Source organism: Streptomyces sp. NPDC055966, from assembly GCF_042269865.1.
Lineage (GTDB): Bacteria > Actinomycetota > Actinomycetes > Streptomycetales > Streptomycetaceae > Streptomyces.
Genome location: NZ_JBHJYK010000005.1, coordinates 22137 through 47962, shown reverse-complemented (window position 1 = coordinate 47962; position 25826 = coordinate 22137). Strand labels below are relative to the sequence as shown.

23 protein-coding genes are annotated in these 25826 nt (G+C 73.6%); 15 read left to right on the top strand and 8 right to left on the bottom strand.

The window, feature by feature from the left end; genetic code table 11:
- Positions 1-4 precede the first annotated feature (4 nt).
- Entirely contained in the window at positions 5-868 is an 864-nt protein-coding gene (locus tag ACFC8N_RS12430) for a hypothetical protein (protein WP_376288069.1), read from the top strand.
- A 130-nt stretch (positions 869-998) separates the two neighbouring features.
- On the opposite strand, the gene ACFC8N_RS12425 is transcribed toward ACFC8N_RS12430, so the two are convergent.
- Together ACFC8N_RS12425 and ACFC8N_RS12420 are read right to left on the bottom strand one after the other, a co-directional pair.
- Complete coding sequence (locus tag ACFC8N_RS12425; protein ID WP_356023854.1) at positions 999-2219, bottom strand: cytochrome P450; 1221 nt, start codon at positions 2217-2219, stop codon at positions 999-1001.
- Positions 2216-2926, bottom strand: a complete 711-nt coding sequence (locus ACFC8N_RS12420) for a tRNA-dependent cyclodipeptide synthase (protein ID WP_356023852.1) — start codon at positions 2924-2926, stop codon at positions 2216-2218. The genes ACFC8N_RS12425 and ACFC8N_RS12420 overlap by 4 nt, the downstream gene beginning before the upstream one ends.
- A gap of 188 nt (positions 2927-3114) precedes the next feature.
- On the opposite strand from ACFC8N_RS12420, the gene ACFC8N_RS12415 reads away from it, so the two are divergent.
- Positions 3115-3990 carry a fructosamine kinase family protein gene (locus ACFC8N_RS12415; protein ID WP_376288068.1) on the top strand — a complete coding sequence of 292 codons (876 nt, stop codon included), beginning with the start codon at positions 3115-3117 and terminating at the stop codon, positions 3988-3990.
- 33 nt (positions 3991-4023) lie between these two features.
- Here ACFC8N_RS12415 and tap read toward each other — a convergent pair whose 3' ends face one another.
- Positions 4024-6498 (bottom strand): telomere-associated protein Tap, encoded by a 2475-nt coding sequence (gene tap, locus ACFC8N_RS12410; protein WP_376288067.1) that lies wholly within the window; start codon positions 6496-6498, stop codon positions 4024-4026.
- Between the two features lie 467 nt (positions 6499-6965).
- Between tap and tgmA the strand changes: the two genes are divergently transcribed.
- From tgmA to ACFC8N_RS12385, 5 genes are all read left to right on the top strand, one after another.
- Complete coding sequence (tgmA, locus tag ACFC8N_RS12405) at positions 6966-7157, top strand: putative ATP-grasp-modified RiPP (protein ID WP_071376133.1); 192 nt, start codon at positions 6966-6968, stop codon at positions 7155-7157.
- Positions 7158-7174: 17 nt separating this feature from the next.
- Positions 7175-8158, top strand: coding sequence for an ATP-grasp ribosomal peptide maturase (gene tgmB, locus ACFC8N_RS12400; RefSeq protein ID WP_376288066.1), 984 nt, complete (start codon positions 7175-7177; stop codon positions 8156-8158).
- Between the two features lie 38 nt (positions 8159-8196).
- Complete coding sequence (locus ACFC8N_RS12395; RefSeq protein WP_356023844.1) at positions 8197-9084, top strand: Gfo/Idh/MocA family oxidoreductase; 888 nt, start codon at positions 8197-8199, stop codon at positions 9082-9084.
- Between the two features lie 120 nt (positions 9085-9204).
- Positions 9205-10362 carry a PP2C family protein-serine/threonine phosphatase gene (locus ACFC8N_RS12390; RefSeq protein ID WP_376288065.1) on the top strand — a complete coding sequence of 386 codons (1158 nt, stop codon included), beginning with the start codon at positions 9205-9207 and terminating at the stop codon, positions 10360-10362.
- A 207-nt stretch (positions 10363-10569) separates the two neighbouring features.
- On the top strand, positions 10570-11037 hold the full coding sequence (locus ACFC8N_RS12385; protein WP_376288064.1) for a hypothetical protein: 468 nt from the start codon (positions 10570-10572) through the stop codon (positions 11035-11037).
- A 4-nt stretch (positions 11038-11041) separates the two neighbouring features.
- Here the strand turns inward: ACFC8N_RS12385 and ACFC8N_RS12380 are convergent, their stop codons facing one another.
- A complete protein-coding gene (locus ACFC8N_RS12380; protein ID WP_356023838.1) occupies positions 11042-11305 on the bottom strand; it encodes a hypothetical protein in 264 nt (87 codons plus the stop codon).
- Positions 11306-11579: 274 nt separating this feature from the next.
- Between ACFC8N_RS12380 and ACFC8N_RS12375 the strand changes: the two genes are divergently transcribed.
- A complete protein-coding gene (locus tag ACFC8N_RS12375) occupies positions 11580-11702 on the top strand; it encodes a hypothetical protein (protein WP_376288063.1) in 123 nt (40 codons plus the stop codon).
- Positions 11703-11825: 123 nt separating this feature from the next.
- On the opposite strand, the gene ACFC8N_RS12370 is transcribed toward ACFC8N_RS12375, so the two are convergent.
- Positions 11826-13367 carry a helix-turn-helix domain-containing protein gene (locus ACFC8N_RS12370; RefSeq protein WP_356023834.1) on the bottom strand — a complete coding sequence of 514 codons (1542 nt, stop codon included), beginning with the start codon at positions 13365-13367 and terminating at the stop codon, positions 11826-11828.
- Between the two features lie 387 nt (positions 13368-13754).
- Here ACFC8N_RS12370 and ACFC8N_RS12365 point away from each other — a divergent pair, with 387 nt between their 5' ends.
- From ACFC8N_RS12365 to ACFC8N_RS12355, 3 genes are all read left to right on the top strand, one after another.
- Positions 13755-14375 carry an L-threonylcarbamoyladenylate synthase gene (locus ACFC8N_RS12365; protein WP_356023832.1) on the top strand — a complete coding sequence of 207 codons (621 nt, stop codon included), beginning with the start codon at positions 13755-13757 and terminating at the stop codon, positions 14373-14375.
- Between the two features lie 123 nt (positions 14376-14498).
- Positions 14499-15254 carry a dienelactone hydrolase family protein gene (locus ACFC8N_RS12360; RefSeq protein ID WP_356023830.1) on the top strand — a complete coding sequence of 252 codons (756 nt, stop codon included), beginning with the start codon at positions 14499-14501 and terminating at the stop codon, positions 15252-15254.
- Between the two features lie 179 nt (positions 15255-15433).
- Positions 15434-16633 (top strand): glycoside hydrolase family 64 protein, encoded by a 1200-nt coding sequence (locus ACFC8N_RS12355; protein WP_376288062.1) that lies wholly within the window; start codon positions 15434-15436, stop codon positions 16631-16633.
- Positions 16634-16680: 47 nt separating this feature from the next.
- On the opposite strand, the gene ACFC8N_RS12350 is transcribed toward ACFC8N_RS12355, so the two are convergent.
- Positions 16681-19098 carry a M4 family metallopeptidase gene (locus ACFC8N_RS12350; RefSeq protein WP_376288061.1) on the bottom strand — a complete coding sequence of 806 codons (2418 nt, stop codon included), beginning with the start codon at positions 19096-19098 and terminating at the stop codon, positions 16681-16683.
- Positions 19099-19315: 217 nt separating this feature from the next.
- On the opposite strand from ACFC8N_RS12350, the gene ACFC8N_RS12345 reads away from it, so the two are divergent.
- The 3 genes from ACFC8N_RS12345 to ACFC8N_RS12335 all read left to right on the top strand — a co-directional run bounded on the left by ACFC8N_RS12345 (position 19316) and on the right by ACFC8N_RS12335 (position 22766).
- Positions 19316-20056 carry an SDR family oxidoreductase gene (locus tag ACFC8N_RS12345; RefSeq protein ID WP_356023824.1) on the top strand — a complete coding sequence of 247 codons (741 nt, stop codon included), beginning with the start codon at positions 19316-19318 and terminating at the stop codon, positions 20054-20056.
- A 111-nt stretch (positions 20057-20167) separates the two neighbouring features.
- The gene (locus tag ACFC8N_RS12340) at positions 20168-21670 is read left to right on the top strand and encodes a metallophosphoesterase family protein (protein ID WP_376288060.1); all 1503 of its coding nucleotides are present in this window, start codon (positions 20168-20170) and stop codon (positions 21668-21670) included.
- 67 nt (positions 21671-21737) lie between these two features.
- A complete protein-coding gene (locus ACFC8N_RS12335; protein ID WP_362822117.1) occupies positions 21738-22766 on the top strand; it encodes an LLM class flavin-dependent oxidoreductase in 1029 nt (342 codons plus the stop codon).
- Between the two features lie 12 nt (positions 22767-22778).
- Here ACFC8N_RS12335 and ACFC8N_RS12330 read toward each other — a convergent pair whose 3' ends face one another.
- Together ACFC8N_RS12330 and ACFC8N_RS12325 are read right to left on the bottom strand one after the other, a co-directional pair.
- The gene (locus ACFC8N_RS12330) at positions 22779-23753 is read right to left on the bottom strand and encodes a TauD/TfdA dioxygenase family protein (RefSeq protein WP_376288059.1); all 975 of its coding nucleotides are present in this window, start codon (positions 23751-23753) and stop codon (positions 22779-22781) included.
- A gap of 117 nt (positions 23754-23870) precedes the next feature.
- Positions 23871-24734 carry a helix-turn-helix domain-containing protein gene (locus ACFC8N_RS12325; RefSeq protein WP_376288058.1) on the bottom strand — a complete coding sequence of 288 codons (864 nt, stop codon included), beginning with the start codon at positions 24732-24734 and terminating at the stop codon, positions 23871-23873.
- A 169-nt stretch (positions 24735-24903) separates the two neighbouring features.
- On the opposite strand from ACFC8N_RS12325, the gene ACFC8N_RS12320 reads away from it, so the two are divergent.
- Entirely contained in the window at positions 24904-25767 is an 864-nt protein-coding gene (locus ACFC8N_RS12320) for an oxidoreductase (RefSeq protein ID WP_376288057.1), read from the top strand.
- Positions 25768-25826: the final 59 nt, after the last annotated feature.

The following is a 25826-nucleotide window of genomic DNA, read 5'->3' as shown; positions in this document are numbered from 1 at the left end:
GACAGTGGCGGACGGGATGGCGCGGGCCCTGTGGGAGCGGTACGAGCCGGTGCACGATCTCGTGTACTTCGCGCCGGAGGTGCGCGGGGCGGCGGACGCACTCGGGCTGCGGGGGTACTGGATGGGGTACTTCGCGCTGCGCGCCGCGCCGCTCGGCGCCGTGTCCCCGTCCGTGGTGACGAGTTGTTTCTACGTCTTCCACCCCGCGCGCGTGGCCCGGGCCCTGCCGGACGCCTGGGGGTACGCGGCCCCGGCCGAGGTGCTGGCTGCCCGTCTGGACGCCCTGGACGCGGCGATGACCGGCCTGTTCGGCGCGGACACCGTCGGCTCGGCCGAGTTCGCCGAGGCGGCCGACCTGGCCTGGGAGGCCGCCGCGGCGGCGGACACGACGGGCCGGGTGCTGGCCGCCGCCAACCAGACGCTGGAGCGCCCCAGGCGCCCGGCCGCGCGGCTGTGGCAGGGCCTGACGACGCTGCGCGAGCACCGGGGCGACTCGCATGTCGCGGTGCTGGTGAGCCAGGGGCTCGGGCCGGTCGAGGCGATGGTGCTCAAGGCCGCGGAGGGTGAGTCGGACGGGGAGTTCCTGCGCGAGACGCGCAGGTGGGAGCGGGCCGACTGGGAGTCGGCCGGGGCCCGGCTGCGCGGGCGGGGTCTGCTCGCGGCGGACGGGTCGCTCACCCTGGCCGGGGCGGCGCTGCGCACGGAGGTCGAGGCGCTGACCGACGCGGCCGCCGAGGGTCCCTGGACGGCGCTCGGCCCCGACCGCAGCGCCCGCCTCGCCGCACTGCTGGACCCACTGGCCGGCGCCGTCATGGCCTCGGGCCTGCTGCCGCCGGGCAACCCGGTGGGCCTGCCCCGGGGGGCGTAGCCCGCCGCCCGCGGATGGAGATTCCGGGTACGCCGGCTCGCCGGCCACCGGTCGGGTCCGGGGCACCCGCCGGCACCCCGGCCCGGGACTCCGGGCCGGAGGCGCCGTGCGGGCGGACGCGCGGCGCCCGCTACCAGGTGACCGGCAGGCGTTCGGGGATCCGTTTCATGAAGCCCGTGCGCCAGACCAGTTGGCCGGGCGGGACGGCGAGGGCGAGCTCGGGAAGACGGGCGAGGAGGACCTCCAGGGCGATGCGGGCGTGGGCGCGGCCGAGCGCGGTCGCGGGGCAGTAGTGGGCGCCGCCGCCGAAGGAGAGGTGGTCGGCGGCGTTGTCGCGGTGGACGTCGAAGCGGTGCGGGTCGGGGAACTTGTCGGGGTCCAGGTTGGCCCCCTCGACCAGCACCAGGACGAGTTCGCCCGCGCGGATGCCGACGTCGCCGAGCCGGACGTCCGCCAGGGCCAGGCGCGGCAGGGCGTCGCCGATGGAGAGGTTGACGCGCAGCAGTTCCTCGACGCCGGGGCCGATCAGGTCCGGGCGGTCCCGCAGGAGGTCGCGGGCGATGGGGTGGGTGAGCAGGTGGACCAGGGCCATCGTGAGGAAGCCGGAGGTGGAGATCACCCCGGCGCCGAACAGGGTGACGCCGACCGTGGCCAGCATCTCGTCGGTGAGGTGCGCGTAGTCGGGGTCGTCGCGCAGGGCGGCGAGCTCGCCCATCAGGCCGGTCGGTGCGTGCGTCGCCGCGTCGTCGAGCAGGGCCGTCATCCGGGCGATGTCCCGGTCCCAGTTGATCCGCGCGCCGGTGATCGGGCAGGGCGCGTTCATGAAGGCGATGTCGAGGCTGCGCGAGAAGGCCGGGGCCTCGGTCTGCGGGATGCCGAGGATAAGGCAGTGCATGCCCGCCGAGTACGGCTCACAGAACGCGCCGCGCAGATCGGCCGTGGGGCCGTCGGCCAGCAGCCGGTCCACCAGCCGGTGCGCCTCCTCGCGCAGCCACTCCAGCAGGCCCGGTGACTTCGGGTTGAGCGCCTTCAGCACGGCGCGGCGCAGTCCGGCGCCGGTGATGTTGCCCATGTTGTTCACGACCTCGGGCGGGATCGTGAGCGCGTACTGCCGGGGCACTCCGGGAGCGGAGGTGTCCTTCAGGGAGAACCGGTCGTCCTTCAGCACCTGCGCGCACAGTTCGTACGACGTCACGAGCCAGGCCTCGTCACCGGCGATGGTCCGCACCCGGCGTACGGGGGTGGCGGCGCGTATCTCCTCGACCTCGGCGGGGACCTGGGTGCCGTTCCAGGAGAACGGGAAGTCGGGCAGGGGCGGGTGGCCGGCGCGGGTGCCGGTGGCGGTGGTCATGCGGCGGTTCCTTCGAAGGCGGCGGGGGTGACGACGGCGTGGCCCTGGTTGCGGGAGGCGCGCAGACCGGCGCCTCGGGAGTACAACAGCTCGGCCATCGGAAGCAGTTGGTGGTAGCAGTTGAGCGAGGAGGGCACATCGAGGATCGCGGGCGTGTCCAGGAACAGCGGGGCCTCGGCGCACACGTACTCCAGGCACACGGCCCGCAGCCGCTCGGTCGTTTCCTCGCCGCGCGCGGTGAGGAAACGATTCACCAGGGCGTCGCAGACGGCCCGGAAAGCGCCGTCGGTGCCCAGCCGCGCCGCCAGCTGCCGGTGGATCTCCTGATAGGCGGGGTTGGTGCGGAACTCCGACATCGGGTGCCAGTCCAGCCGCGCGCCACCCGGGTCCGCCTCGTTCACCGCGTCCCGCACCTTGGCGCGCACACCGCGCAGGTTCTTCACCGCCTTGCGCCGGGCCTCGTCCGGCGGATAGCCCGACGCCTCGTACATCTCGGCGACGTACAGGTCGGTGTAGACGAAGTCGACCCGGTCGAAGTGGTCCAGCCCCCAGCGGGCGAGGGCATGCAGGCGGCGCGCCGAGAAGTAGCTGTTGCCCGGGGAGACACCGATCACCGCGTGCGCGCCCTCGCCCAGGATGACCTCACAGTGCGAGGTGTACGGCTGGACTTCGAAGAGGTCGGCCAGCAGCACGGATGCTGTGGTCACAGAGGGAATCCTCCGCCGCGCGCTAGTCCCTGCGGGGCCCGGTGCCCCCGGTGTGGCTGCGCGGCGCCCTCACGCTAGTCGTACGGAATCAGCACGTGCAGTTACTGCCTGGTTTTGGCCGGAAACAGTCGTAGCAATGCTCGAAGTTCCGTGTCCCGTGCAACTGTTGAGCGCCGTACTCTGGGGCCGTGGTCAACCGAGACGAGGCTCACGAGGATCCGGGCCGGGCGGCGTCCCGGCTCACCGGTCGCCCGGTCGCCGGCGCGCGGGCGGGGTCCGGCTCGCCCGCCGAGGTCACGCTGGACGGCGGCACCCGGGTGATGGTCAAGCGCGGCGACGCGCCCGGGGCCGTACGGGCCGAGGTGGCCGGGCTGCGCTGGCTGGCCGCGGCGGGCACGGTCCGGGTGCCGGCGGTGCTCGGGCACGACGAGCGCTGGATGGTGACGGAGCGGGTGCACACCGGACATCCGGACCCCCAGGCGGCGCTGCGTTTCGGCCAGGCCCTGGCGGCCCTGCATGCCGCGGGTGCTTCGGATTTCGGGGCGCCGCCGCCCGACGGCCCCGAGGAGGCGTTCATCGGCCTCGCCCCCATGCGCAACACACCCGGCGCCGACTGGCCCCGCTGGTACGCCGAGCACCGCGTACTGCCGTACGTGCGCGGCGCGGTCGGCCGCGGCACGCTCCGGCCGGGCGAGGCGAGCGTGTTCGAGCGGGTCTGCGCGCGGCTGCCGGAGCTGGCCGGGCCCGCCGAGCCGCCCGCCCGGCTGCACGGGGACCTGTGGAACGGCAACGTGCTGTGGGGCGCCGACGGCGAGGTCCGGCTCATCGACCCGGCCGCGCACGGCGGGCATCGCGAGACCGATCTCGCGATGCTCGCGCTGTTCGGCTGCCCGCACCTGGACCGGGTGCTCGCCGGGTACGACGCGACGGCACCGCTCGCCGACGGCTGGCGTGAGCGGGTGGGCGTGCACCAGCTGTTCCCGCTGCTGGTGCACGCCGTACTGTTCGGGCGCGGTTACGCGGAACAGGCGCTGGCGGTGGCGCGGAGCGCGCTCGCGCGGTGAGGCAGGACCGCGGGGGGCGGGCGGGGGCCGGTGCTACTCCCCCGCGTCCGGGGCGGTGATCTCGCCGGACTTGATGTAGCGGGCGAGGTTCAGCCCGTCGCCGTACTCCTCGCGCAGGCCCTCCGCCCACAGCACGCTCTGGGTGCCCTCGTGCTTGACCATGCCCGGGCTCACCCCGACCCGGAAGCCGCCGGGCAGCGGCTTGCCGTCCCGGTAGGGCAGGAAGTCGAGCGGGCTCGGGCCGGCGGAGGCGTAGACCGCGCAGTCGGACAGGACCGCGATCGGATACTGGCCGGTGGCGCGCGCGGTGGCCAGCATCTTGCGGTGCATGTTGACCCGGGCCTTGGAGATGACCGCGGCGCGGATGTCCGGGCGCCAGGTCGGCCGGTCCAGCGCCGGCCACCGCTCCCCCGGCCGCCAGCCGGAGCGGCCGCGCTCGCGCAGCTTGCCGATGCCGCCCTTGACCGTGGCCTTGATCGCCGAGAGCACGAGGGCGAGCTGCGGGTCGCGGCTCCTGTGCCGCTCCATCGCGGCGAGGTACTCCTCGGGCGCCATGCCGGTGGTGACGCCGAGGTCGGCCATCGTGGCGACGTACGCGTCGCGCAGCCTGGTGTACCAGGCGTCCAGGTACGGGCCGTGCCCGGGGCGGACGTACGCCTCCAACGGTGCGACCTCGTAACCGAGTTCGAGGGCGTACGCCACCGTCGGTGTCGCGTACCAGGCGGGCCCCTCGGGCGGCTCGCCGTCCGGGGTGAAGGGGTTCGGCAGGCGCTCGTCGAGCCGTACGTGGGAGAGGTCGACCAGCCAGGAGCCGGGCAGCGCCGGGTCGAACTCCGGGTTGTGCACGTGCGCCGGGGCGCCGAGGCCGACGACGGTACGGTTGGCCGCCGCGGCGAACGCCATGTTGACGTCGATGCCGACGAGGTACGGACGCATGCACTCCTCGTCGGTCAGCGGCCGGGCCCAGTCGTAGGCCTCCTCGCGGAGCATCTCGGCCGGGGTGCGCTCGTGGAAGCGGGGCAGGTGGGCGAGGAGCGGGTGCCCGTCCGGGGCCTCGCAGGGCGCGCAGTCGACGGCCTCGGTCAGGGCGCCCGGGTTCGGGGCGGACACCCACTGGCCGTGCTCGCCCCGCACCGCGCGGGTCGGCGGGTGCAGCGCGGTCATCAGCTCCAGGCCCGTCACGGCCGTGGAACCGCACGGGGTGAGGACGCGCGTGGCGTACGTGCCGAGGACGTGGGCGAGTTCCGCGGGGGGCAGGTCGGCCGCGCCGCCCCAGTACCGGCTGTCCAGCGCGTTCCAGGACGGCAGGCAGAAGTGGACGCTGTGGCGCCGGCTGCCCTCGGCGGGGCGGTAGACCCAGGCCCAGGGGCCGAATCCGCGCCGGGTGAGCAGCCAGTCGGCCTTGAGCAGCTGCCGGACCGCCTTGTGCGTGTCGGGGATCCGGCCGGCGAGCCGCTCCTCGTCGGTCAGCTTCGGCGGCAGTCCGTAGCGCACGCACGCCGACTCGGTGAGGACGACGAGCGGATCGGCGTCCTTCCCGGACCGGTGCAGCCGGGGCTGGCCGAGCCGCGCCTCGGTGAGGGTCCACTCCACCAGGTCGGGCAGCGAGGCCGCGGGCACGTCGAGCACGAGCCCGCCGACGCAGTACGCGCTCACCCGGCCGTCGTCATCGGCGTCCAGCACGGCGAGGGGACCGTGCGCGAAGCGGGGGTCGACGGGGCCGGGCGCGGTGGAGGGAGCCGCGGCGGCCGAGGCGGAGCGGGAGGGGGTACGGGACGTGCCGGGGGCGGCCTTGCGGGCGGCGGGGCGGCGGGCCGCCGGGCGCGGGGCCGGTCCGGGCGCCTGCCGGGTGGCGGCGGAGCCGGGCGTGCCGGGTGCCGGCCCGGGGTGGACGGCGGCTGCGGGCGCGTCGGAATCGGCCGCCTGTCCGGGGAGGGCGTGCGCCGGACCATGGAATTCCGGGGTCGGCGCAGGCGTGTCTCCCGCAGCGGTGGCAGGGGTCGCAGGGGCGGGCTGACCGGCGGCGGTGGCTGGAGCGGTCGGGTGCGCAGGCGCCGTCGGATGCGGCGGCCGGCCCAGTGCGGCGGCCCCGGTGCCCGGACCGGAGGACGCCACTGCGGCCGACGGGACGGTGGGCGTGGGCGGCTGGGCCGACTCGGTGGCCGGAACCGCGGGTCGGGGCGACGGGGCATCCGGACCGGACGAGCCGGACAGCGCGTCCGCCGCGGTCCCCGGCGCGGTGGCCGGGGCAGGGTAGCGCCGGGACAGGCCGTCGAGGAGGCGGCGGTAGGCCTCCAGGCGGTCGCCCTTCGGTTCGGCGCGGCCCGCCTCCCAGGCCTGGATGCTGGGCACGCGGACACCGAGGGCCTGCGCGACCGCGGCCTCGGTCAGGCCGGCCGCCTCGCGCAGCCGTGTCCGCTCCGCCGGGGCGGGCAGCACGGTGCCGTCGTCCACGGCGGCGAGCAGCGAGTCCACCGCCGAGAACAGCTCGTCGGGCTGGTCCGTCATTTCCACATCCGTCTTTCTACCTGACGCCCTCTTCCCACCTGACCACCTGACGCCTACTGGCTGACGCCGTCACCACGTGGCTTTCCCAGCCGTCCAGTTGACGACGCAGGCCGTCGACGAGGCCGAGGGCGGCGCCGATGTGGCCGGCCGTGACGTCGTCGCTGTGAGCAACCGGCCGGGCAACGCAGCGTCCTGGGCGACCCGGTGCACGGGTGGTGCCGTCGGCCCCGGCGCCGGTCCCGAGGGCGGTGGGTCTCGACCGGCCTGCGGTGTGAACGTCGTGGACATCGTCGGCGTCATGTGCCATGAGGGCATGCTATCCGGCCCTCGGAACGGGCCGACGAAGTGTGGTTTCCGTGCGGGTCGCCCTCACGGGACCCACTCCGACCTGCGATTACGCAGCGTAAGGAAACCATCCACTCGTTCGATTCGTATAAGGACGTGAAAAGCCGAACCAGGGAGAGACCATGCAACCGTTCACGCTCAACTACGCGCGGCCCGCTGTGCAGTTGGACGTCACCACTCCGTATGCGTACGACTCCGGACTGCAATTGAACGTCCTCCCGGACGGGCGCGCCGCCGCCACCGACCACGCCACGCTCAGGGCCCTGGGGACCACGACGTCCACCGCGGGCTCCAAGACGCACTTCGACGACTGAACCACGGACCCGAGAACATGACCGTACTCATCCTGACCAGTGAAGAGGACGTGACGGCGGACATGGTGGTCCTCCGGCTGGGCGAGGCCGGCGTGCCCGTCGTCCGGCTCGACCCCGCCGATCTGACCAACGGGGTGGCACTGTCGGGCGAGTACGTGCAGGGCGCCTACGACGGCCATCTGTCCGTCGGCGGGCGCCTCGTGAGCATGAACGGCCTGCGCTCCGTCTGGGTACGCAGGCCCGGTGCCGCGGCCGCGCGCGCCGCTCACCCGTCGGCCTGGCTGACGGAGGAGTCCACGCAGGCGCTGTACGGCATGCTGCGGTGCGGCGAAACGCGCTGGATGAACCATCCGGACGCGGCCCGGCGCGCCCGGTACAAGCCGTGGCAGCTGCATCTGGCCCAGCACGCAAGCCTGCCCGTCCCGGCCACGCTCATCACGACGTTCCCGCAGGCCGCGCGGGAGTTCGCGGAGCGCTTTCCGGACCTGGTGGTCAAGCCGGTCTCCGGGGCGCATCCGCAGGAGCCGCCGCGTGCGGTGCCGACCAGCCGGGTCGCGCCGGACACGGACTTCTCGGCGGTCGCGTTCGGCCCGACGCTGCTCCAGCGGCGGATCGCCAAGCGGGCCGACATCCGGCTCACCGTCGTCGGCGACACCCTGCTGGCCGCGCGCAAGCCCACCGCCCCCGACGCCCATCCGGACGACGTGGACGTCCGCTTCGCCCCGTCGGTCTCCCCCTGGCTGCCCGCCGACGTGCCGGCGAGCGTCGCGGAGGGCGTACGGCGGTACATGAAGAGCGCGCAACTGGCGTACGGCGCATTCGACTTCGCCGAGGACGCGGACGGGATCTGGTGGTTCCTGGAGTGCAACCAGTCGGGTCAGTTCGGGTTCGTCGAGATGGACACAGGTCAGCCCATCGCCGCGACGATCGCCAACTGGCTCGCGGGGGAAGGCGGTTCGGAACGCCGGTGTGCGGAGGGCGGCCGGAGCGCAGCATCTTGAGGGTGCGGGGAGCATCGGCTCGGAGAAGGGAACGCTGCATGCGCATCGGACTGCTGGGAACAGGCCCGTGGGCCAGGGCGGCCTACGCCCCCGCGCTCGCCGGGCACACCGCCCTCCGGTTCGCGGGGGTGTGGGGGCGCCGGCCGGAGGCGGCCGGGGAACTGGCGCAGCGGTACGACGTCCCGGCGTACGACGACGTGGACGCGCTGCTGGCCGACGTGGACGCGGTGGCGGTAGCCGTGCCGCCGTCCGTGCAGGCCGGGTTGGCGGTACGGGCGGCGCGGGCGGGCCGTCATCTGCTGCTGGACAAGCCGCTCGCGGTGTCGGTCGCCGAGGGCCGGGCCGTCGTGGCGGCGGCGGAGCGGGCCGGGGTGGCGTCCGTGGTGTTCTTCACCGCGCGCTTCCAGAAGGAACCGGAGGCCTGGATCGAGGAACAGGCGGCCGTGGCGGGCTGGTTCACGGCGCGGGCGCAGTGGCTGGGGGCCGTGTTCACGTCCGACAGCCCGTTCGCGGCCTCACCGTGGCGACGCGAGAAGGGAGCCCTCTGGGACGTGGGCCCCCACGCGCTGTCCGTCCTGCTCCCCGTCCTCGGCGACGTACGGCAGGTGCGGGCGGCGGCGCACGGTCCGGCGGACACCGTGCACCTGGTCCTCGACCATGCCACCGGCGCCTCCAGCACCCTGACCCTGAGCCTGACGGCGCCGCCGGCGGCGGCCGGGGCCGACGTGGAGCTGCGGGGCGAGGCGGGCACGACCCAGCTGCCCGGCAGCTCGGAGGGCGCGGTCCCCGCCCTCGCACGGGCCGCGGACGCCCTCCTGGCCGCCGTCCGCACCGGCCGCCCCCACGCCTGCGACGCGGCCTTCGGCCTGCGCGTCACCGAAATCCTCTCGGCCGCGGAGGCCCGCCTGTCCGACAGCGAGGAGTAGCCCGCCCCGGGGGGCTCCGGCCGCTCACTCCACACGCCGCCGCCTCGGTGCCCCCGGCCCGCCGCCCCTGCCCTCCCCCGGCGGGAGGCCCGGGCCGCGGGTGCGGCGTAGGTTGAGGGTGTGAGATCGGTGCGCGGCTGGTCGGCGCGTGGGGAGCTGAAAGGTCGCGGCTGGCTGCGCGGGGCGCCGCCGCCGTTCTGGGTCAGGGTGCTGCCCGTCGCACTGCTCGTCGCCGTCAGCGTTGCGACGGTGGTCACCCCCCACGCCCGCGACCTCGGCTTTCTGCTGGGCGCCATTCCGCCGCTGTCGGTGCTGTCGTACGGCCCGCTGGCCACCGGCGCCCTCGGCGTCGGCGTGGTCGTGGCGCTGAACGTCCCGGCCACGCATCTGAACCGCCCGGGCAACACCGATCTGCTCACCATCGTGTTCGTGGCCGCGCTGAGCGTGTTCGTGTCGTACGTGCGCAGTCACCGCGACGCCCAGCTGGACGCGGAGCGGGAGATCGGCGAGGCGGTGCAGCGCGCCGTGATGCCGCCGCTTCCGGCGCGGGTCGGGAACGTCGGGTGCACGGGTTTCTACCGGGCCGCGCAGGACGGGACCCTGGTGGGCGGCGACTTCTTCGACGTACGCGCCGGACCGTACGGGGTGCGCGCGGTGATGGGGGACGTGCGGGGGCACGGGCTGTCGGCCGTCGCGACCGTGGTGTCGCTGCTCGGCGCCTTCCGGGAGGCTGTGCTGGACCAGCCGGACCTGGAGTACGTGGCGGCGCGGATGGACCGCAGGCTGGCGGTGGACGCGGCCGGCGTGCCGAACGGGGAGCTGTTCGCCACCGGGGTGCTGCTGGAGTTCTCCGCCGACGGCCGTGCGGTGCGTGTGGTGGCCTGCGGTCATCCGGCACCCGTGCTGCTGGACGGGGAACGCGCCCTGGAGGTGACCGTCGCGCCGGGACCGCCGCTGGGGCTGGCACTGGTCGGCGTCGAACCGCCGAAGGAGGTCACCGTGGCGCTCGGCCCGGGCGACCTGCTGTTCCTGGCCTCCGACGGGGTGTGGGAGGCGCGGGCACGGGACGGCGGTGACGCCTTCTATCCGCTGCCTGCCCGGCTGGCCGCCCTGTCCTGCGGGCCCGGCTCCGCGTGGGCCGAGCTGCCCGGACTGGTCTGGCAGGACCTCGATCGGCTGAGCTACGAGGTCCGGGACGACGTCACCATGCTGGTGCTCGCCCCCGACCCGCCACCCGGCGGGCCCGCTCCGCGCCGGGATCCGTCCCCGAAAGGGTGACACCCCGCCTCCGCCTTTCCCCCAACTGGCGAACCGGCGGCCGGAGTTCGAACGAACCAGCTCAAACGCCACGCTGCGCCACCCCTTCCGCCATGTAGAAATATCTACGAGCATGCATATGCCGGGTCGCCGTGCGGACGCACGACGTGCCCGGCCATGGCCGTCCCCTGCACCGAGGCAGGCGGGCGAGGACATCCGGAGCAGTGCATGACGAACACGATGTGGACGCGGGGAGTGGAGTGGCTGGCCGCCGCGGCGGCGGACCCCCGCTCCTGCAAGTGGGAGTGGGATCACGGGGAGGGCATCGCGCTGCTGGAGGTCGGTCGCTTCTGGGACGTGCTGAGCGTTCCCGACCAGCTCGGCCTGCTCGCCCTGGACCTGCTGTGGCGGCCCGGGGCGGCCGCGCCGGGCCCGACGCTGGTCGACACGGCGGCGGGCCGGGTGGGGTTCTTCCTGCCGCCGGACCCGTCCGGGGGCTGGGTGGGCGCGGGACTGCGGTACGCGACCAAGGGGGCCTGGGTCGCCGTACCGCCGCCGTACCGGCCCTCGCGCTTCGTGGAGTGGCTCGTCCCGCCCGACGGCACCGGCACGCTGCACGCGCCCGCCGCCCTCGAAGAGGCGCTGCGGCAGGCCAACGGCACGCTCGCCGTGCTGGCGCCGCTGGGCGGGCGGTGACCGGTCAGGTGCGCTCGGCCACGGGCCGGGCCCGCGGGGCGAATCCGCGCACGACGGCGAAGAGCACGTCCGGTTCCGCGGGCACGGCCCGCCCGTGCGCCCGCCACTCGGCGACGAGCCGGGCGTAGATCGGCTCGCGGGCCCGGTCCGGCTGCTCGGACCGGTCCGCCCGGCGCAGCTGCTCCAGCCGGTCCATCCGGTCCAGGCGGTACGCCGGGTTCGAGCGGTACGCCGGGTTCACGCGGCCCGAGCCGTCCAAGCGGTCCATGCCGGGGCAACGCGCCGGAGCCGCCGTCGGTACGCCCGGCCGCGCCGGCTCACCGGGTCGGGTGAGCTCGTCGCTCGAACGAGGCACCGTAACCGTCGTACAAGCATCCCGTCGGCACCCCCTCGGCACCCGTCCGGCCCGGCGGGGGGTGCGACGCGGGCTCTCCTGTGCTACGGCAAGCGGATGATCAGTGCCGCCACCCAGAAGCAGCGGCTGATCACCCCGCAGACCGACACGATCAAGGGCGCCGCCGCCGACGCGGACGACGCTCGTCGTGCTCCTCAACACCGGCACCGCGTACCAGGGGCAGGAGCCCAGCACGCTGGTGGGCAGGGCGATCACGTCGATCCTCTCCCCCGCACACGTCTACAACCTGCCGCGCACGCCCACGGGTTGAGAGGACGAGGCCGCGGGGCCCCGACCGGTCCCCCGTTCCGGTCGTGCCCCGCGGCACACTGAACTTACGTGCGAGCGGCGGGTCGGGGTAGTGCACCGGTGCCCGGCGGGGCCCGCCCGGCACTCACCCGTGCACAGGTGAGTCCGGTTGGTCCCGCTTCGTCGTACCGAGTTCGGGTACGGGCAGCTCACCGACGACCAGATGGGCGAGGACGGTCTCGTACAGATCGGTGCCACCGGCCGTCAACCGGCGCTCCAGGACCGGCTCGGCCGAGCGGACGCGCTCGCGTACCGTCTGGGCGTGGACGCCGAGCGACTGCGCCGCACGTTCGGCGTGCGCGTCCGCGGCGAGCCAGGCGCGCAGGGTGCCGCGCAGGTCCCGGCCGTCCTCGTCGAGCCGGCCGAGGAGGCCCTCGGCCCAGGCGCGCAGCGCGCGCGTGCCGAACAACTCCGCGAGCCCGCCCCGGTCCGCAGGTCCGGCCGCCGGGCCGCCGGGGTCGTACGGGCCGTGCGCCGCCTCGGTGTTGAGCGCGACGTGGGCGACGGCGCGGACGGCCAGCCGGGAGAAGTCGGCGCCGAGCAGCCCGGCGACCCGGTCCATCCGGGCGCGGACCGTGTTCCGGCTGACGCCGAGCACCTTGGCCGCGCTGACGGCGGTGAACTCCAGGCCCAGCCCGGTGGTGGCGAGGAGTTCGGCGCGCACGTGGTGCGGCAGCGCGTCCAGCGGGCGCAGCACCGCGCCGGCCCAGGCGCGCAGCCCGGCCGGGTCCATGAGCTGGGCGGGGCGGGTGCGGGCGGCGTAGACCGCGGACCGTTCCGGCCGGAAGTGGGCCACGGCGAGGGCGGTGACGGCCTGGCCGTAGGCGGTGGCGGTCAGCGCGAGGCGCTGGCGGGGGCTGCCGCCGAGGAAGGTGCCGGGGCGGCCGGAGACGAGGGACCGCAGCCGCTCCCCGACCTCGCTCGACGGGCCGACGACGATGACGTGTCCGTCCATCGCGGGGCAGCGCACGACGAGCGCCCGCCCGCCGGTGGCGTCGGCGCAGGCGTCGGCGAGCCGGTCCCGTTCGGCGGCGGTGGTCTCGACGACGTACACGCGGGCGGTGTCCTCCTCCAGCAGTCCGGGCCAGAGTCCGGCGGCGACACGGCGGGCGGAGACGGTGTCCTCCACCATCAGCAGTTGCAGGATCGCGAGCCGCAGGTCGGCCGTCGCCCGCCGCAGCCGCCGCCCCGAGTCCGCCAACTCGCGCTCCCTGAGCAGCAGTTCCAGTACTCCTGCGGTGTGATTGAGGATCTCCGCGGTGTGCCGGTCGAAGGGCGCCGGGCGGGCGAGCGCCAGCACCGCGCCCGCCGCCGGGCCGGGTCCCGGATGCCGTATCCCGACCAGCCGAACGTGTCGTACGCCGTCCTCCAGCGCGGCGGCGGCGACCCGGCCGGTGCAGACGTCGGCGACCACGGTGGTGTCGAGCGGCAGCGGCTCACCGGCGAGCAGGCGGCCGTGGGCGTCCAGGAGGCAGACGATCGCCCCGGTGCTGCGGGCGAGCCAGGCGACGAGGCGGCCGAGATCGCGGCCTGCGGGCCGCAGATGGTCCAGCAGTTGCTGCGCCCAGGCGCCGTCGCCGCCGTTCGGCCGCACAGGCGGCGCACTCTCTTCCGGTGGGCCGGCCACGTGCTTCCACCCCTCCTCGTCCCGGCGTTGACCTGCGCATACGCATCGGGCACGTTACCCGAAGGGGCCCGCCCGCGTCCCCTGCCGGCAGGCAGCCCGGACATGACTCCGCCGACGGCCTGGGGGGGCGGGCCGTCGGCGGAGTCGAGGCGCACGGGGCCGGGGGGGTGGCCCTGGACGACTCTGAGAGCGGATGCCCCGGAATCCCGGGCGTACGCGCGTGTCCTCGCGAGACTTTCGGGGCGGGCGGGGCGCACGGATCCGACCCGGCCGCGGCCCGCCCCGTTCCCGCACGCATCCCGGCCGTGGCCGGGACCGGGACCAGGCACAGGGCACCGGAGACCGGCCGGTGCGCGCGGGACGCGTGAGGCGGCATAAGCTCGACGGGTGGCGAAGTACTTCGACGTGCACCCTGACAACCCGCAGCCGCGCAGCATCGCCCAGATCGCGGAGGCGGTGCGTTCCGACGCGCTCATCGCATACCCGACCGACTCCTGTTACGCGCTGGGCTGCCGGCTGGGCAGCAAGGACGGCATGGACCGGATCCGCTCCATCCGCCATCTGGACGACCGGCACCACTTCACCCTGATGTGCCGGGACTTCGCGCAGCTCGGCCAGTTCGTACGCGTGGACAACGACGTCTTCCGGGCCGTGAAGGCGTCCACCCCCGGCAGCTACACCTTCATCCTCCCGGCCACCCGCGAGGTGCCGCGCAAGCTGCTGCACCCCAAGAAGAAGACGGTGGGGGTGCGCATCCCCGACCACGTGGTCACCCAGGCACTGCTGGCCGAGCTGGGCGAGCCGCTGCTGTCCAGCACGCTGCTGCTGCCGGACGAGGAGGCGCCGCTGACCCAGGGCTGGGAGATCAAGGACCGGCTCGACCACGTGGTGGACGCGGTGGTGGACTCCGGCGAGTGCGGCACCGAGCCGACGACGGTCGTGGACTTCTCCGGCGGCGAGGCGGAGATCGTGCGGCGGGGCGCCGGGGACACCGTCCGCTTCGAGTGACCGCGGCGGCCGCACGGCACACCCGGCGCGGCGCCGCCGATCTTGCATGGCAGCATGGGCCGTAGCCGGCGCCGGGGGGCGAACGCCGCCCGGCGCCCCATTCCCCAGGGAGGCTTGCTCACCATGACCGATCTCCAGCGAACCGACCTCGACATCCCGACCGAGGACGGCGTCGCTGACGCCTACCTCGTCCACCCCGCGGACGGGCGACCCCGCCCGGGTGTACTGCTCTACCAGGACGCCTACGGCCTGCGTCCGCACCTGAAGAAGATGGCCGACCGGCTGGCCGCCGCCGGATACACGGTGCTGGTGCCCAACGTGACCTACCGCATCGGCCGGGCCCCGGTGGTCGAGCTGCCCGACTTCAAGGATCCGGCCGCCGATCCGACCATCTGGGAGAAGCTCGGCCCGATCGTGTTCGCCCTGAACCCGGAGATGATCGAGCGGGACTCCGCCGCCTATCTGCGCTGGATGGCCGACAGCCCGCTGGTCGCCGACGGGCCGGTCGGGGTCACCGGGTACTGCATGGGCGCCCGGCTCGCCCTGTGGACGGCCGCGGCGCATCCGGACCGGGTGGCGGCCGCGGCCGGGTTCCACGGCGCGGCCCTCGCCACCGACGACCCGGCCAGCCCGCACCTGGGCGCCCCGCGCATCAAGGCGGAGCTGTACCTCGGGCACGCCGACAACGACCCCTCGCTGCCGCCGGAGCAGATCGAGCGCTTCGAGAAGGCCCTGACCGACGCCGGGGTACGGCACACCTGCGAGGTCTACACAGGCGCCCAGCACGGCTACACGCAGGAGGACACCACCGCGTACGACGAGGAGGCCTCCGAGCGGCACTGGGCGGCCCTGCTCGGTCTGCTGGAGCGCACTTTCTGACACCGGGTCACCCGTCGGTCACCGATCGGCTCCCGGGGCCTGCCGCACAGCGGGCGCCGGGAGCCGATCTCGTTCCACGCATTGACATGCACGCGGTTGCACCACGAGTCTGAGAGCGCTCTCAGAACTGGTACGGACCAACATCCGCACCACCCCGACCCCACACGGAGGTATGGAGAGTGGCGCATCAACTCACCCGCCCCGCGCTGCCCTTGGCGGCCGCGGCGGCCCTGGTCGGCGGAGTGCTCGCCCTCGGTGCCCCGGACCGCGCCGGCGCCGCCGTCCCGGACACCCTCGCGCTGACGATCACCAACAACTCGGGCCGCTCCGAACCGGTCTACGTCTACGACCTCGGCACCCAGCTCTCCTCCGGACAGCAGGGCTGGGCCGACGCGAACGGCGCCTTCCACGCCTGGCCCGCGGGCGGCAACCCGCCGACGCCCGCGCCGGACGCGTCGATCGCGGGTCCGGCACCCGGCCGGTCGACCACCATCCGGATACCGAAGTTCTCCGGCCGGATCTACTTCTCCTACGGCCAGAAGCTGGACTTCCGGCTCACCACCGGCGGCCTCGTCCAGCCGGCCGTGCAGAACCCGTCCGACCCGAACCGGAACATCCTCTTCAACTGGTCCGAGTACACGCTGAACGACTCGGGGCTGTGGCTCAACAGCACCCAGGTGGACATGTTCTCGGCACCGTACGCGGTCGGGGTGAAGCGGGCCGACGGCAGCGTGAGCACCACCGGCCATCTCAAGTCCGGTGGCTACACGGGCTTTTTCAACGCCCTGCGCGCACAGTCCGGCGGCTGGTCCGGCCTGGTCCAGACCCGCTCCGACGGGACCGTGCTGCGTGCGCTGTCCCCGCTCTACGGTGTGGAGACGGGTGCCCTGCCGGCGAACGTGATGGACGACTACGTCAACCGGGTCTGGCAGAAGTACGCGACCGGCACGCTGACCGTGACGCCGTTCGCGGACCAGCCGAACACCAAGTACTTCGGGCGGGTCTCCGGGGACGTCATGAACTTCACGGACGCCTCGGGCACGGTCGTCACCAGCTTCCGGAAGCCGGACGCGGACAGCGTCTTCGGCTGTCACAAGCTGCTCGACGCGCCGAACGACACCGTCCGCGGCCCCATCTCCCGCACGCTGTGCGCCGGTTTCAACCGTTCGACACTGCTGGTGAGTTCGGACCAGCCGGACACCACCCCGGCCGACTTCTACCAGGACGCGGTGACCAACCAGTACGCCCGCGCGGTCCACGGCCAGATGGCCGACGGCAAGGCCTACGCGTTCGCCTTCGACGACGTCGGCAACCAGGAGTCACTGGTGAACGACGGCGATCCGCAGCAGGCCTACCTCACGCTGGACCCGCTGAGCTGACGTGCCACGGCCCCGCACCGCCCGGGTGCGGGGCCGCGACGGGTGGCTCAGCCGGTCGTCAGGGCGGTGTCGTCCACGACGAAGCTGGTCTGGAGGGAGGTGTCCTCGACTCCGTTGAACTGCAGGGTGACCGTCCGGCCCGCCAGCGCGGACAGGTCGAAGGTCTTCTGCGTGTACCCGGAAGCGGCGTCGAGGTTCGAGTACGACGCCAGGGTGCCGGAACCGGCGCTGACCGTCAGCTTGTCGTACGCCGTGCTGCCGGTGGTCTCGGCGGTGTCGATGTGCAGGTAGAAGGTCAGCGTCGCCTTGCAGCCCGCGGGGATCGTCACCGACTGGGACAGGGTGTCGGTGTGCGAGGTGCCGTACCCGTCCAGCCACGCCTTGTACGAGCCGCCGTGGGCGGCCTGGCCGGAGTCGGTGGTGATCACGCCGCTGGTCGCGGTCCAGCCGGTGCCGCCGGACTCGAAGCCGGGGTTGGCCAGCAGCTGGGTCGAGGTGCAACCGCCGCCCCCGCCACCGGGGTTGACCGTCCAGTTGAAGGTCGCGGTGCCACTGGCGCCGGTGGAGTCGGTCACCGTCACCGTGGCGCTGGAGGTGCCCGCGGTGGTGGGTGTGCCGGTGATCAGGCCGGTCGAGCTGTTGATCGACAGGCCCGCGGGCAGGCCGGAGGCGCTGTAGGCCAGCGCGCCGCTGTTGGTGCTGCTCGCCTGGACCTGGAGGCTCACGGCCGTCCCCACGGTCGAGGTCTGGCTGCCCGGGCTGGTGACCGTCACGCCGCTGCTCGGCGGGGTGACGTGGCTGCCGACGTTGATGCCGGCGAAGGCGTTGCCGACGCCCGCGTACTGCGTGGAGTTGGTGCCGTAGAGGGCGGCGGCCGCGTTCAGGGCGGCGGTACGGGCGGCGGCGTAGTTCGTGCTCGACGTCATGTACGTCGTCAGCGCCTTGTACCAGATCTGCAGCGCTGCGGCCCGGCCGATGCCGGTGACGGCGACGCCGTCCGAGGTCGGGCTGTTGTAGGTCACGCCGTTGATGACCTTGGTGCCGCTGCCCTCGGACAGCAGGTAGAACATGTGGTTCGCCGGGCCCGAGGAGTAGTGCACGTCGAGGTTGCCGACGCCCGAGTACCAGCTGTCCGCGGACCCGCCGTCCTTGCTCGGCTTGTCCATGTAACGCAGCGGCGTGCCGTCGCCGTTGATGTTGATCTTCTCGCCGATGAGGTAGTCACCGGGGTCGGAGCTGTTGTTGGCGTAGAACTCCACGCCCGTGCCGAAGATATCGGAGGTCGCCTCGTTCAACCCGCCGGACTCTCCGGTGTAGTCGAGGCCGGCGGTGTTGGAGGTGACGCCGTGGCTCATCTCGTGGCCGGCCACGTCGAGGGAGGTCAGCGGGTCGTTGTTCCCGGAGCCGTCGCCGTAGGTCATGCAGAAGCAGCTGTCGTCCCAGAACGCGTTCACGTACGCGTTGCCGTAGTGGACGCGGGAGTAGGCGCCGACGCCGTCGTTCTTGATGCCGCTGCGGCCGAAGGTGTTCTTGTAGAAGTCCCAGGTCTCCTGCGCGCCGTAGTGGGCGTCCGCGCCCGCGGTGGCGGCGTTGGTGTTGGTGCCGTCGCCCCAGGTGTCGTTGTTCTGCGAGAACAGCGTCCCGGTGCCCGAGGAACCGTGGTTGAGGTTGTACGTCCTGTGGCCGCCGCGCGCCCCGTCGGTCAGCGTGTACGTCGAACCCGACTGGGTCGTCGTCAGCCCGACCTGGCCGCTGTAGTGGGTGTTGCCGACGCCGGTATCGATCGCCTGGTACCGGTACAGCTCCTTGCCGGTGCCGGCGTCGGTGACGACGTGCAGCCGGCTGGGCGTGCCGTCGTCCTGGAAACCGCCGATCACCGTCTCCCAGGCGAGCCTCGGGGTACCGCTGCCGGCCCAGATCACCTTGCGGGCGCCGTCGGCGGTCGGCTTCTGGGCGGCGAGGGACTTCGCGGCCTTCAGAGCGGTGCTCTCGGCGGCGGACCTGGTGACGGTCGCGGTGGTGGAGGCGACCTTGATCTTCTGCTGGTTGTTGTAGGTGGTGGTCACCGTCCCCTTCGCCAGCGAGGCGGGCGGGGTGTGCACGACGAGGTCGCCGCCGAGGACGGGCAGGCCCGCGTACGTGCGCTCGTAGCGGGTGTGCACGGTGCCGTCGTTGTCCTTGACGACGTCCTTGACGACCAGCTTCTCCTGCGCGCCGAGCCCGAGGGTGCGGGCGGTGGCGGCGGTCTGCCGGCGGGCGCTGGTCATCAGCGCCCGGTGCTGGGCCGGGCTGAGCCGGGCCTCCAGGCCGCCCGCGCGCAGCGGGCCGGGGTGGGGGGCGGCGGGCTTGGCTGCCGCCGGGGTGGCCTGGACGCCGACGGCGAGCAAGGCCGCGGTGGAGATCAGGGCGGCGCCGACCGTGGCGCGTCTGCGACCTCTGTGGGGAACGGATCTGTGGGGTCTCACTCGTACTCCTCCTGCTGCGGCCGCCGGGTCGCGGCCGGTGACAGACGGGCAGACGGGTCTGCTGCCCGGGCGAGCTGAGCTGTGCGGGATCCGCGCACAGCGAGGAGGTGCGATGTGCTGGGGAAGGATGCCACTTTTGACCCGCACATGTCAGTCACGCGGGGACCATCAGAGGGTTTTCCCTATGCCGGTGGCTGACGTGACAGGATCGTCGATCATGAGCAGCGAACAGAGCGAGCGGCCCGTCGCCCTGGTCACCGGGTCCACGTCGGGGATCGGGGAGGCCGTGGCGCGGCGGCTGGCGGCCGACGGCATGCGGGTGGTCGTGCACTCGCGCGGCAGCGTGCGGGCCGGAGAGGCCCTGGCGGCCGAGCTGGACGGCGCTTACGTACGCGCCGACCTGGAGGCGGAGGACGAGACGCGCGGGCTGGTCGAGGCGGCGCTCGGCCGGTACGGGCGGCTGGACGTGCTGGTGAACAACGCCGGCATCAGCTGGCCGATCCCGCACACCGACCTGGCCGCCGCGACACCGGCGGACTGGCGGCGGCTGCTGGAGGTCAACCTCATCGCGCCCTGGGTCCTGTGCACCGCGGCACTTCCGGCGCTGCGCACGGCCCCCGGCGGCGGAAGCATCGTGAACATCACCAGCCACGCAGGGGTGCGGCCCAAGGGTTCGTCGGTGCCGTACGCGGCGAGCAAGGCGGCGCTGAACCACGTGACCCGGCTGCTCGCCGCCGCGCTCGCACCGGACGTGCGGGTGAACGCGGTCGCCCCGGGTCTGGTGGACACGCCGATGACGAAGGACTGGACGCAGGCGCACGCACTGTGGCGCGAGCGCGCCCCCATGCGCCGCCCGGCCCGGCCCGCCGACGTGGCCGGCCTGGTCGCGTCGGTGCTCGCCAACACGTACCTGACCGGCGAGGTCATCCTGCTCGACGGCGGCCTGAACCTGACCTGACGGACCGTCACCCCCCCCACAGTCCCGGCTTCGCGTCTGCGCCGTCATGGCGACCGTCACCCCGGCCGCCCCGCCAACCGCCGCTGACCGGCGCGTTGTTACGGTGCAGGCGTGTCTGACTCCTCACGTGATACCCCACAGGGCGCCGGCTGGGGCTCGGCCGAGCCCGGTGCCTACAAACAGCTGATGCCGGGCCACGTCCAGAAGGTCTCGTGGCTCGATCCACGGACCCTGTGGGCCGCCCGCAACGGCGTGCTGGCGTCCTGGTTCGGCGATCCGACGGGCCGCACCCGCAGCCGCTGGGTCGCCCGCCGGGAGGCGGCGGGGGCGCCCGCGGACAAGGTGATCCGGCGTGAGGTCCCCGACGTCTTCTCCTTCATGGTCATCGGGGACACCGGCGAGGGCGACGATCCTCAGTACGCCGTCGTGCCCGGCTTTCTGAAGGCGAGTCAGGACACCGACTTCACGGTGGTCACGAGCGACGTGATCTACCCGGTCGGCACCGCCGACGACTACCACGACAAGTTCTTCCGCCCGTACCAGGACTATCCCGCGCCGATCTACGCGATACTCGGCAACCACGACTGGTACGAGGACCTCGGCGCGTTCATGCGCGTCTTCTGCGCCGACACCCCGCCGCTCGCCCCCGAGCCCCGGCCCCGCCCGCTCACCGCCGGCTGGTGGCGCGCCCTGCTGTGGCACCGGCCCGCCCCGACCGACGAGCAACGCCTCGCCGCCGCCCGGGAGTTGCGTGCGAAGCCCGGTCAACGAGCCGAGCAGCCGGGGCCGTACTGGGCGATCGACGCGGGACCCGTGCGGATCGTCGGCATCGACACCGGGCTGCTGGGCACGATCGACGCCGAACAGGGCGCCTGGCTGCGCGCGGTGTCCCGCGGGCCGAAGCCGAAGATCCTCGTCACCGGCTCACCGCTGTACGTCGACGGCGAGCACCACCCGTGCGCCATCGAGGGCGGCGGCACCGTGGACGACGTCGTCCGGGACCCGGAGCACCACTACGTGGCCGCGATCGGCGGTGACATCCACAACTACCAGCGCTATCCGGTCGACGTGGACGGCCGCACCGTCCAGTACGTGGTGTGCGGCGGTGGCGGTGCGTTCATGCACGCCACGCACACCATTGCGCGTGTGTCCGTCGGCGGTGTCACCGAGCGGGACTTCCGCTGCTACCCGCTGCGCGGCGACTCGCTGGCCTTCTACAGCCGCCTGTACGGCCGCCGGCTGCGTCTGCCCCGCTTCCTCACCCTCACCGAGTCCGAGGCCACGGCCGTCGTCACAGAGCGGCTCGGCATCGAGCCGGGCCGCGCGCCCGGTCCGGACGCCCGGGTGACCCGGCGCACCCGGCTGGTGGCGAGCCTGCTCGGCACGGGCGGCCGCCCGGACCGCACGTCCCGGTTCCGGCTGCCCGTGCGCAAGGCGTACACCTCGCTGTTCTCACCCGGCTCGGCCACCTACAGCCCGCCGTTCTTCAAGTGCTTCCTGCGACTCGACGTCGCCCCGGAGGAGGTCCGGCTGCGCTGCTTCGCCGCGACCGGCAACCGTGCGCAGGAGCTCGATCCGCCGGTCGAGGACGAGGTCGTCATCCCGCTGAAGTGATCACACGGTTGTCACATTGACCTGCCAGAATCGGGACGGAGTCGGCGTACGACCGTTGGAGGAGCCCGTGCCGTCCACCCCACGCCCGCTGCGCAAGCTGGGCTTTCTCACGATCGGCCTGTTCGACGCGGCGGATCCGGCGCGGGGCCACGAGTCCACGCTGGAGATCATCGAGTTGGGCGAGCGGCTGGGCTTCGACAGTGCCTGGGTCCGCCACCGCCACCTCCAGTACGGCATCTCCTCCCCGGTGGCGGTCCTGGCGGCGGCCTCCCAGCGCACCCGGCGCATCGAGCTGGGCACGGCGGTGATCCCGCTGGGCTGGGAGAACCCGCTGCGCCTCGCCGAGGACCTGGCGACCGTGGACCTGCTGTCCGGCGGCCGGCTGAACCCGGGCGTGAGCGTCGGCCCGCCGATGCACTACGAGCAGATCAAGGGGGCGCTCCACCCGGACACCGCCGGCGCGGAGGACTTCTCCTACGAGCGCGTCCGGCGGCTGCTGGACTTCGTGCGCGGCAAGCCCGCCAGCGACTTCAGCGGGGTCGAGGGCTTCGAGGTGTTCGCGGACACGGTCCAGCCGCACTCCCCCGGCCTCGGCCGGCGGCTCTGGTACGGCGGCGGCAGCCTCGGCTCGGCACGCTGGGCCGGTGAGCACGGGATGAACTTCCTGACCAGCAGCGTCGTCAAGGCCGAAGACCCGCACGGGGAACCGGACTTCGCCGCGCTCCAGCTGGCCCTGATCCGGGAGTTCCGCGCCCACCACCCCGACGGCGAGGCCGCCCGGGTCTCGCAGGGTCTGGTGGTGATCCCCACCGACTCCGCGAGCCCGGAGCAGCGTGCCCGGTACGAGGCGTACGCGGCCGCGCGACTGCCCCGCACGGCGTCCCCGCAGGGCCCCGGACGGCTGCTGTTCGCGCCGGACCTGGTGGGCACCTCGGCGCAGATCGCCGAACGGCTGCACGCGCACGCCGCGTTCCGCGAGGTCGACGAGGTCGCGTTCGCGCTGCCGTTCACCTTCGCGCACGAGGACTACGTCCAGATCCTCACCGACATGGCGACCGAGCTGGGCCCCGCCCTGGGCTGGCACCCCGCGAGCTGACCGGCGCCCGCTTCACCAGCGTCCCGCCCGGGTACCGGTGACCGGCTCCGAAGGCCTGCCGTCCACGCCGACCGGCACCTCCCCGGCGAGCATCACCCGGTGCATGATCCGGGGAAAGCCCAGGTGGGCGTTGTCGCCGGGGGCGAGGTGGATGGTGGCCCGGTTGTCCCAGAAGGCCACGCTGCCGGGCTCCCAGCGGAAGCGGACCGTGTACTCGGGGCGCACGGCCTGCTCCAGCAGCATCTCCAGCAGCGCCGCGCTCTCCGGACGGGAGACGCCGGCGATCTGCTCCAGGTAGTAGCCGTTGACGAACAGCACCCGCTCCCCGGTCTCCGGATGCACCCGCACCAGCGGATGGACGGAGGCCACCTGATGGTCCAGGAGGTGCCGGAGGTACGCGTCGTCGCCGGGCCGGGGCTGATAGCCGACGCCGAGCCGGTGCTCGGCGCGCAGCCCGTCCACGAAGGCGCGCACCGGCGCCGACAGACCGGCGTAGGCGGCGGTCAGACTCGCCCAGGTGGTGTCGCCGCCGTAGGGCGGTACGGTCTCGGCGCGCAGGATCGTCGCGGCCGGCGGGTCGATCCGGGCACCGTGGTCGCAGTGCCAGCCGCGCAGCAGGGTGTGCCGGCGCCGGTGCAGCCACTCCTCGTGCTCCATGCCGAACCGGCCCCCCAGTTCCAGGCGGTCCGCGGTGGTCTCCACCTCGGGGAACGCGGCCGGGGAGGCGCTGCCGCGGCGGCCGAGGACGACCGGTTCGCCGAAGCGGCGGGCGAAGGCGACATGCCCGGCGTGGTCCAGCTCCTGACCGCGGAAGAACACCACCTTCCAGCGCAGCAACGCCTCCCGGATCAGGGCCGTCACGGCATTGTCGAGCGGTCCTGCGAGGTCGACGCCGGTGATCTCGGCGCCGATGTGTCCGGCGACCGGCCTCACCTCCACGCCCTCGACGTGCTCCGTCGCCCGGTCGGTGGCCCTGTGCGTCGTCATGCGCGCTCCGATGCTCGTCGGTACCGGCTCCGGAACCGATCGTGACACCTTTACCGCCCGCACACGGCGAACTCCCGTACGACCGCCGTCCACCGGTCCTCCCCTGCCGGCCCTCCCCTACTGCTCCTCGACACGCTCCGACGCGGCGGCATCCCCCGCCGGCGCGCTGAGGCTGCCGAGGATGTCGAGGAGTTCGGCGCTGCGGCTGCCGGGCTCCGCGTGGAAGACGACCAGGGTGAGTCCGTCGGTGCCGTCCACGGACAGCTTGTGGGAGTGCAGTTCGAGGTCGCCGACCTGCGGATGGGTGAGGTGGCTGGTGCGGCCGCGCCGGGGCCGTACCTCGTGCCGGGCCCACAGCGTGCGGAAGCGTTCGCTGCGCAGGGACAGCTCGCCGACCAGGTCGCGCAGCCGGGGGTCGGCGGCGTCCGCGCCGGCCTCGGACCGCAGCACGGCCACGCCCTCCTCGGTGAGGGCCTCCCAGTCCCGGCGCAGCTCGCGCTCGGCGGGGTCGAGGAAGACGGCCCGCAGGACGTTGACGCCGGGCCGGTAGTTCGGGGTGAGCGCGGTGGCGAGGGCGTTGGCGGCCAGGCAGTCGGCATAGCGGTTCTGCACATAGGCGGGGTTGCGGGGCCAGCCGTCGATCAGCTGGAGGAGGCTCGGCGGGACCTGCTGCGAGCGGCGCCCGGGCCGTACCGCGGCGGCGGGCCGGTCCTGGGCGAGCGAGACGAGGTGGGTGGTGGCGTCGGCGTCCAGCCGCAGCACGCGCGCGATGGCCTCCAGGACCTGGACGGACGGGTTGCGGTCCCGGCCCTGCTCCAGCCGCAGGTAGTAGTCGGAGCTGATGCCGGCGAGCATCGCGACCTCCTCGCGGCGCAGCCCCGGCACCCGGCGCAGCCCGCCGCCGGGCAGCCCCACGTCCTCGGGCCGCACCAGCGCCCGGCGGGCGCGCAGGAACTCACCGAGCGCGTTCGAACCGTCCATGGCACCCACCGTACGGCCGGACGGGCGGCGGTGACTGTCCCTGCCACTCCCAGGAACGCGGGGGTACTGCCACCGCCGCCCGCCTCCGGCGCAGGGTGGACGACGAGGCCACCGGAGCGACCGGCGGCCCGGAGTCACCACGGACACCGCGCATTCTGAGAGGTACGACATGACTGCACAGCTCGGCGGCACCATCACCCCGGCGGAGGGCCTGACGCTGACCCGCGTCGGCTACGGCGCCATGCAGCTGGCCGGGCCGCACGTCTTCGGCCCGCCGAAGGACCGCGCCCGGGCGGTGGCGGTCCTGCGCGCCGCGGTGGAGGCCGGTGTCACGCACATCGACACCGCCGACTTCTACGGCCCGGTCGTCGTCAACGAGATCATCCGCGAGGCACTGCACCCCTACCCCGAGAGCCTGCACCTCGTCACCAAGGTCGGCGCCCGCCGGGGTGCCGATGGCAGCTGGATGGTGTCGCGGCACCCGGAGGACCTGAAGGCGCAGGTCCACGACAACCTGCGCAACCTCGGGGTGGAGACCCTGGACGTGGTCAATCTGCGGCTGGGCGACATGGACACCCCGAACGAGGACTCCGTCGCCGACCAGTTCGGCGCGCTGGCCGAGCTGCGCGAGCGGGGGCTGATCCGGCATCTGGGGCTGAGCGCCGTCTCCACGGCGCAGCTGGACGAGGCCCGGGCCATCGCGCCCGTGGTCACCGTGCAGAACCTGTACAACCTGGCCAACCGGCAGGACGACGCGCTGCTGGCGCGTACGGCGGCGCTGGACATCGCGTTCGTGCCGTACTTCCCGCTCGGCGGTTTCACCCCGCTCCAGTCCGAGACGCTCGCCAAGGTCGCCGCCCGGCTGGAGGCCTCGCCGCAGCAGGTGGCGCTGGCCTGGCTGCTGCGGCGTTCCCCGAACATCGCGCTGATCCCCGGCACGTCGTCCCCGGAGCATCTGCGGGAGAACATCGCCGCCGCGAGCCTGGAACTGCCGGCGGACGCGCTGGCCGAGCTGGACGGCATCGGGGGCTGACGCGGACCGCCGGATCCACGGGGCGCGGGATGCGGCCCCCCGGAGGAGGTCCGTCTGCT